Origin of the sequence: Allomuricauda sp. TY007, from assembly GCF_010468565.1 — a bacterium.
Classification (GTDB): Bacteria; Bacteroidota; Bacteroidia; order Flavobacteriales; family Flavobacteriaceae; genus Flagellimonas.
Genome location: NZ_WUEG01000026.1, coordinates 1 through 8,737 on the forward strand (window position 1 = coordinate 1; position 8,737 = coordinate 8,737).

At 44.9% G+C, this 8,737-nt stretch carries 7 protein-coding genes; all 7 read right to left on the minus strand.

Annotated elements, in window-relative coordinates:
* Positions 1-941: 941 nt before the first annotated feature.
* Positions 942-2,369 (minus strand): amidohydrolase family protein, encoded by a 1,428-nt coding sequence (locus GO009_RS17050; RefSeq protein WP_203532485.1) that lies wholly within the window; start codon positions 2,367-2,369, stop codon positions 942-944.
* A 447-nt stretch (positions 2,370-2,816) separates the two neighbouring features.
* Complete coding sequence (locus GO009_RS17055; protein WP_163627926.1) at positions 2,817-4,364, minus strand: Fic family protein; 1,548 nt, start codon at positions 4,362-4,364, stop codon at positions 2,817-2,819.
* A gap of 428 nt (positions 4,365-4,792) precedes the next feature.
* Positions 4,793-5,593 (minus strand): DUF4138 domain-containing protein, encoded by an 801-nt coding sequence (locus tag GO009_RS17060; protein WP_163627927.1) that lies wholly within the window; start codon positions 5,591-5,593, stop codon positions 4,793-4,795.
* Between the two features lie 10 nt (positions 5,594-5,603).
* On the minus strand, positions 5,604-6,551 hold the full coding sequence (traM, locus tag GO009_RS17065; protein WP_163627928.1) for a conjugative transposon protein TraM: 948 nt from the start codon (positions 6,549-6,551) through the stop codon (positions 5,604-5,606).
* On the minus strand, positions 6,532-7,158 hold the full coding sequence (locus GO009_RS17070; protein ID WP_163627929.1) for a conjugal transfer protein TraK: 627 nt from the start codon (positions 7,156-7,158) through the stop codon (positions 6,532-6,534). Before GO009_RS17070 ends, traM begins: the two co-directional genes overlap by 20 nt.
* Before the next feature lie 46 nt (positions 7,159-7,204).
* Positions 7,205-8,035 (minus strand): hypothetical protein, encoded by an 831-nt coding sequence (locus GO009_RS17075; protein WP_163627930.1) that lies wholly within the window; start codon positions 8,033-8,035, stop codon positions 7,205-7,207.
* Between the two features lie 6 nt (positions 8,036-8,041).
* A complete protein-coding gene (locus GO009_RS17080; protein ID WP_306770407.1) occupies positions 8,042-8,512 on the minus strand; it encodes a conjugal transfer protein in 471 nt (156 codons plus the stop codon).
* Between the last annotated feature and the right edge of the window lie 225 nt (positions 8,513-8,737).

The following is an 8,737-nucleotide window of genomic DNA, read 5'->3' on the forward strand; positions in this document are numbered from 1 at the left end:
AACAAAAAAAGCACTTAGACTTTTTACAGATAGATCTAATCTAAAGGTGGGTCACTTTGGCCCGGCGGGGGTGGGTCACTTTCGTCCGGCCAGCTATGGTCACTTTAACCCGGCGAGGGTGGTATACTATGTCCGGCGTTTCCAGATTAGAACCTTTAAAGTGTTGGAATTGCGCATAATACATAATTTTTGGGTTTGACAAAACTGGTTTGCAAAACACCCATAAACAGCGTCAAACTGAAGCTAAATTATGCACAAGAAACGTACCGAACCATTCACCGAACTCTACACCTTTTATATGGTTTCAATTGATATCAGATGAATGCATAAAAAACAAAAAGCACTGTCAATCAGTCGATTAACAGTGCTTTAATACCACCTATTTAGTGGTTCGTCGGGGTGGCAGAGCCTGAACCCTGCATCTTAACCCCGTATAAACCAGATGTTTATGTCTTGTATTCCAAAATAGGACATCCTATAGGACATCTTCGTGTGGAATTTGATACTTTCTAACATCAAATTTAAAGGATTCAATTTAAACTAAACCAAGTTCGTATAAATAAAATCAAAACTTACTGTCCAGTCCCAACCGGTCCAATTTTAAGTATGATATTAACTGGAATGGAATGTTCAAGGAAGGCTACTATAATGGTGACGGATGAGGTGATAATGGAATACATCAAGAACCAGGACATGGAGCGAGAAGATGGTGATTTCAGAATCGGTGAATCATAAGCCGACTTACAGTCGGTTCCAAATCTTTCACCTTTAGGCGATAGTAGTTTAACTAAGGAATAGATTCCATTTTTTTTGAAAAGAATAGGTTTTGATGTTCATGGTACGATATAAGAACCTAAACCCTATTTTTTGGCTTTAATGTATAAGAGAGACTTCTTTTCAGACATGCTTCCAAAAGGGCAGGGCAAGACTTCTTCAATGGACTAGCGGTACATTTGGGCCATTTCTTCCAGAAGTTGATTCAATTGGCCCTTGTTGTACACTTTTGTTTTCTTGATCAGTGTATGTATGGTTTTAGTGGCTCCAATATCTTTTATGGGATTCCTTTCCAAAATCAATAAATCGGCCACCTTGCCCTCTTCGACACTTCCATAGTAGTCCAAAAGATCAAAGTACTTTGGGCCATTTATCACCGATGTCTGCAATGCCTGCAAAGGTGTAAGTCCTCCATCAACAAAGATTTGAAGTTCATCGTGAAGGGCAAACCCCGGATAAATGTAGGAGTTCAAAAAGCCTGCGTCGGTTCCTGCAATGATGTCCATTCCCGATTCCCGTACCAATGGTAACAAATCGACTGTTTTCCGATACCTATCATGTCTGGCCTCTATCTCTTCTTGAGTGGCCTTGTTTGCCCGTTCTATCCTCCAATCATAGGTTTTTATGAGACCTGGCCCCAAATATTTCAGTTCTGGGTCAGAAAGATGGTCATCCTGTTCCAGGTATGAAATAATTTTGCTCCCAATAAATGTTGGAACCACTGCCGTGCCATTATCGGCCAATTTCCGGTACTTTGCAATGGCCGCGTCCCCATCAAAGGTTTGGTCCAGTTGTATTTGTGCAGTTTCCCGGTCAATCCCACCTTTCTTGAACCTATCAATGATCTCGGCCTCCTGTGAGGATCCAGCCTTTAGCATATAGCCCATATGTTCCACGGTGCGCTGTCCTGCTTCCGAAGCTTCGTTGATGGTCAGTTCAAACGGGATGTGGCCCGAGGTCTTATAGCCCCTTTTAGTGGCCTCCTTGATACTTTTCAGGAACAATTGGGGATCAAGGGCATTGTCCGTGATCTTTACGAAATCCACTTGAAGTTTGTCCAAGGAGTCCAGCGCCCGTAACAGTTCCGGCTCATCTTCAATTTCGAGGTCGCCGGGCCAAATGGAATTCTTTCCCTCCAACTTTGGCCCTGCCGTCAATATGGATGGTCCCAATAAAGTACCCATCCCAACCTGTTCCTTCCACTTTAATACTTCTGGGCTTATGTCTGCTGCACAATCCCTAACGGTGGTTACCCCGTTGGCAATATATAGTGGTAAAAGGTTTTTATTTTCCGTAATCAGTGTATCGCCTCCCCCAAAGTGTACGTGCATGTCCCATAGGCCGGGAATCACATACTTGTCCTTGGCATCCACGGTCTGTGTCCCCATCCAGTTTTCTGCGGCATCGTATGGTGCAATCCGGGCAATGGTATCCTTTTTTATGCCAATGTGCTGCCCTTCTATAATATTGCCCGAGCCGGTATCCACAATGTTCGCATTCTTAATCAGAATGTCGAACTGTATTTTTGAATCGTTCTCACAGGCCGTAAGCAACAAACTGCCCAGTAAAAATAAACCGATCTTTTTCATTTCCATATTTGGTTAAGGTTTTGATAAGCTATTCTACTTGATCTATAGATGGATGGTTTCCGTTGAAAATCCCATCCCTTTTACATAAGGATAAAGAACGACTTAAATTTAGTGGAAAACAATGCTCCATGGCAACATTTCAGAGCCTTGGCTTCAACCTGCAGAGGGTATATGGTGATATTCCCAAGTAGGATGCGACCAATTTATTGGAAACGCGAAGTAAAAAATCTGGATGCATCTTCATAAGAAGCTTTATTTTTTCCAAGGCTGAATACCCTAGGTAGCTATAGATCCGTTTCTGATTGTTCATAAAACTATACTCAAGAATCTTTGGAGTTGCTACCTTTATTCGGACAGAAAGTTTAAGACTGTGTTACCAAATAAATATTTTAGAAACATGAAAAAACGATATTATAGTTCCGAATTAAAGGTAGCAACTCCAGGTCACAACCATCAGACTTTTGCTACAGGTGTACCTTTCAAGCCTTCATCGACCAGCCATCCCATGAACTTTGCAAATGGTCCGATATCCTCTTTCACACTGGCCGATTCCAAAGCTTTCATATATGTTTGACGTTCTTCCACCGGTATTACGGTCCAAGGGTAGCCGCCTGAGGCCAACATTACATTCATCAGAAATCGCCCCATTCGTCCATTGCCGTCCATATATGGGTGAATGAACACAAATATAAAGTGCCCCAATACGGCCCTTACCGCTGCATTTTCTTCTTTCTGCAACAGTTCGAACAATTCGGGCATGGCATCCCGTATTGCATCCTTGTTCAAAGGAACGTGCATCGACCCTCCTATATATACCTGATCATTTCGATATCCTGCCAGGTCGGAGGCTTTTAGGATACCCGAGGTCACGCTGGGCGCAAAAAGTTCCCGGTACCAATCCCCATGGTCATTGTCCACCACTTTTCCAGAATTCTCCCCTTGTAGAATACTTTTGATACTTTCACGCACGCGCTGGGAAGCCAACCAATATCCACGGGCCGCCATGGCATCGCGTTGCCTTTTGTCCGCCTCATTATCTTTGGGGTCCCATTCGCCGCTCCTTACCCGTTCAATCAGTTCCACGGTAACCCTATAGCGTTCAATGGATAAGGAATGATATGCATCGGTTACGTACATATCCTCAACTTCCTTCATATATTTATCATGATCTTGTGGAATGCCAGGGGCATCCGGAAAATGTGAAATCACCCCATTGCGCATTTTGTGCCACAGTAAACGAATCCTGTTCACATAGGGAGATTTATCCCTTATGGAGAGGACAACCGGGGGTTTATCCCCAAATGGATCGTTTTCTCGAACATCGTAACCGGCCTTTTGCATTGTCTTGACGATTTCATCCGCCAATGCATCACGCCCAATATTTCTAAAAGCTCCCGCCAATCTCCCGGCAATGGTGGAATGTCCCCCGTCCAACAATAAACCAAGTATTTCCGATGCATCCGGTACCATGGCCAATATGGTGCGCACATCCGTGGTGTTTCCTTTAAACATCCCCGGTGAACAATTTACCAGGGCCGAGGCCAAAGTCAACATTCTGATACCTTCCCATACCATAATCTCCGCTTTTGCCGGCAATGTGGATTTCATGGTGAACATTGAGGTGCCATGCAGCAGTTCCGTGTTGGAATTCGTGCCATTGATCGCACGGATGATCAATTGTTTGGGAACAGTTTGGTTGCCGGCATGAAGCAATAGGGATTGTTCCGCTGAAATACAATAGGAATCCCCATATCGTTCGGCCAGGTACCGGGCACAGAAACTCCAATAATTGGCATACCATGAGGTACTGTCCCCCTGTTGTTCATCGGGAGGTACGATAATGTACCAACCTTGTATGATCTGTCGAATAAAGCCATTCCCGCTCAACCGTTCCCGATGGACACGACTGAGTTCAGAAGTTTTGATTGCGGTGATACCTTGATCTTGCAATGTTTTTAAAGCTTCAAGGGCCTTGGCCAATTTTTCTTGAGGTGTTGCCATTTTTCTGTACCAATCTTATTGGGCAAACATTATATTTCTATGCTGTTTTGTTATTATATATTTGTGATGTGCTAAAATTATATATTTATGACGTATAAATATTATGTTTTTATGTTAAAAATACAGGGGGAGCCAATTAAAACAGAAATCCACATCCAATATGCTTGATTTTAACGTGCAAAAAACGGTGTCATCTGTAATCTTCGACAGAAAAAATGAGCATAGCAAAGAACACCAATAAGACACTGACCCCGGTCCTCTACAGTAAAATATTGGATTGGTTTTATTTTACCGTTTTTAGTGGTTCTCATTATCCCAAGGTTTAGTTCATGGTTTTGTGAATTATAAAAATTCCCAATGGTGTGGATTCAAAGCCGTGATTGCCCAAATGTCATAAATAACCGGAGCGATGTCAAGAATGGGGGGCATTACGGATCCCTGAGCAAAACTTTTCTGCTCCCTTTCCCTTCATGTAGTTCCATTTCTGAATACTCTCCCTTGGCCAATACGAACTTGGGCAATACGTACACGAACCTTTTGGATTCACCCTTCTTGACCAAAGAGGGCATTTGGTATCGGTGTATTGGCAACCTTTCCAGTCTTTGGTGGGATGCCTTCTTCTTTTTGTTCCCGGTAACGCTATAGACTTTTAGATAGTCCACCTCAAAATCAATGTTCGAATTATTGGACACTTGCATGACCAAGTACGTCTCATTTCCATTGTAGGCCATTTTCTGTAACTGAAGTTTAATGCGCCCTTTTCTCTTGGTGGCCAACCTTTCGTTCTTGGCCTTTAAAAGATAATTACAAAAGCGCTCAAAGTATTCCCTTCGCTTGGCAATACTGTCCAGTTCTTCGTCCTCTTGTTCTTCTTTGCGAATTGTAATCGGTCTTTCAGTGCCAATACTCTCAGAACCGGTAACAAAATGGTTCAACCTGCTGAGTTGTTTCCGGTATTTGAGGATATAGGAATATACCCGTCCATCCTTGGTCAACACCAATAGGTTGCTTTCCTCGCCCGGCTTGGCCTGTACCAAACCAAAGTGCTGCTCCTTTTCCCGGTTATAGCTAAACACAAAATTTGGCGCTCCCACAATGCCCTGACGGATGGGTTCCGAAAAGAACAGGGCCACGTTTTTATGCCCGTTGGCGTAGATGGTGTCCAACACTTCCTGTGCGTTCAATACATTGGCCAATGCCAATAACGGTATAAGAATACGTATTTTCATAAGATAGGTTTTACTGTCCCTTTGGGACTTTTAAAATGAGTCGATAATTATCCATTATAGTCACCTTGACCAGACGGTTGTCCCTTTGGAAGAGTGCCTTGATGCCCCTGACCTGTGGTACCCCACCGATATTGATACCATCAATGGCATCCCCCACCACTTCCCTTCCGGCCTCCGCCCGAAAACTGTTCACCACATAAATTCCCTCACCTCCATCTTCAAAATCATAAGCGGCCAAGGTAACGGGACTGTGGCCAATATGGTCAATGGCGATCAGCACCCTGTTGGGCTTAAAGCTCACAAATCCGTAAATGGCCGTATTTCTTGGAATTACAGTGCCATTGATGACAGCATCTGCCAAGAGCCGCATCCGTAACCGGAAATACTGCCTTACCGTTTGGGTGCCATCCACCCTGACCAAGATCTGGGAATCCGTGGTTCTGGTCACCTCCATGGGCCGTTCCATGGGATTTGAGGCGAAGAACAATTGGTGTTCCAACCCCAATTCCTTGACCTCTATGGATGGATCTTTGGTCTCAATTTCTTTTGTGGTGGTGATGGAATCCGATTTGGTATTGCCCAATGCCACTTTCCCAGTCTTGGGTTTCCGGTATGTCCCTTCCGCATAATCAATGCGCCCTTCGTTGTAGATACTGTCAATAATCCGTATCCTTTTCTTTTCCATCAGGTCCGGGTCATAGACCCCTGTGGAATCCAACAGGCTCTCGTCATAAATGCTCGGGGCGTTGGTCTGCCGTTCTTCCTTGATGGCATCCAAGGCCTCCAGTTTGGTTTTGTACTGCTCCTGCTCCTCCCCCAGTTCCGGTACGGGAATCTGGTTGTTGTCAATTACAGGGTCTTCCCCTTCACCCAGTGCCATCATCGCATAGCCCACAATCAACAGGACCACGCAAAGAATGACTGCCGCGAAAACGATTTTATTTTTCTCTACTTTCATAATTTTCAATTCTTTTTAAAGTGTTTTCAAAAAAGTTGGTGATCAACAGACCATGGGTATTGTTCGGAAAGTTCCGGTCCACATGGATCAGGTTCCCCGTGGTGGTCAGCTCATAGGTATCGGTGACCGACCCCCGGTTGATCTCAAATACGGTGACGGTCTCAAACCTATAGGGTTCCGATTGCAGGTCCATCTTGGATGCAATGCTCCGTACTTTCTGTACCAGGGAATATTGCAGCAAACGGTTATAGACCCCTTCCGCTTTTTTCTGCCGGTAGAGGGCGTCCACCGAAGAATTGCCCAACCAAAGGGCTTTCTCTAAGTTGCTCTCATAGTTACTGGCATCGATTCCATAGAAATAGCGGTGGAACAGTTCCAGATGCGCCTTGGCCTCCACTTCGAGGTTTTCCAATTGGGAGACCATTTTTAATGGGATTACGCTTCCATCCCCGTTGACCACAAAGGCATTGTCCATACTTTCCCTGTGGAGCCCTATGACCATCAGCACCGAGACCATACAGGTCAGTACGGCCCCGATGACCGTGACCAGCACGATAAAGCGGTTGAGCTTTAGGATATTGTATATGTTTTTAAAGGGTGTTTTCATTCTTTATTAAATTTTTTAATGTGCATTGGACATTTATAAATGTGTCTTAGCCACCAAAGAGCTTGAAGGTAAAGGAGGTGGCTTTGCGGTACAGTTTGAACTTCAGGAACACGATGAACCCAATGGAAGCCAGTTCGATCAGTGGTGCAAAAAATTCACTGCCCCAGTCCGTCCCGAACAGGTTGTTCCAAAAGCTTGTATTGATCTCCGTGTACAGGGCATTGACAAAGACATTGACCAAAAAGAAGGCCGGTACCAACATATATACCCCGGTATAGAGCTTAAAGAAGTTATAGGCCAGTCCCCTGAACTTTTCAAACACGGCCAAGCTAATCACCAAGGGAAAGAAGGCCCGCATAATGCCCAACAGGAAAAAGCGTTCCGCCAGGAACAGCGGATAGATGAACAGGTCCATCATCCATAGGAAAATCCCGATAACAAAGGCCAGCACCTTCAACCCGTACAAAGGGGTCACCAAGGCCTCGTACAACAGCGCCAACGCCTTTTTGGCAGCCTCCAGTGCGCCCACATCCCGTTCCAGATCCACATCCTGTAGCTGTAACGGGAGGAGCGCTGGGGCCGTATCTCGGTATTGGGTCTCAATGGACACCAAAATAGCATCAAAGACATCCAACACCTGTGTGGAGAAGATGACCAAGATCACGACGGCAAAGTTCTTGGCCAGTTCCGTGGGTGTCAGCCCCCAGGTATGCCCATCGGTAGCTGCGATGCCTTCGTTGTATTTCTTCAGAATGTTGACCAAAAAGAACAGCACGGCCAGTGCCTTCATGCCCGTAATGGTATACTGGGCAAAATCACTGTCCATGATGGTCCGGTAGACTGTATCCACATATTCCAATCCTATTCCCAAGAACATAATTCCCTAATATTGTGTTTCGCGATTATTGATCCTGTCCTGCATCTTCCTGAAGGAAATGATCTCCCTATAGCGTCTGGTCTTTACCTCCAGTTCGGCGACCATTTCGTGGGACTGGACTTTCTTTTCCATCAAAATGGCCGTGCGTTCCGCATCGGTCATTTTCAAAAAATCACTGGACAGGATCTGGTTCACAAAATCCAGGTCGTCTATGGCCGTGTCCATGATCTGTTCAAATGAGCGGGATACCTGCTCTACTTCCCCCGCTTTGATATAGGGAGAATTCAAAATATCCCTTACATCTTGCTGTACGGTCCTGAACAAAATCTCATTGTTCTTGGTCAGCTCCTGTAGGGCCTTCAATTGTTTGATTGTATTGCTGACCTTGACGACATTATCCTTTTGCTCTTTTAGAAATTGCACCGTCTTCAACAGTTCCGAGGTCTGTTTGGCCGACTCCACCAGCGATTTGGTCATGCTGATGAAGTTCGTATTGTCATACACCGGCATCCCCTGGCAGGCAGCGCCTGCCGGCAGTAATAAGGTGAAGGTTAGGTGGATAAGCCGGGTAAACTGACCCACCTTCGCCGGATGAAACTGACCATGGCAAATGGACTGCCCAGATTTGATCTATCCTTGGGTTAAACTTAGTTTTTATTTTTCAATTTTCTTCTCATTGATTCTCCTTTTATATCTATTCTG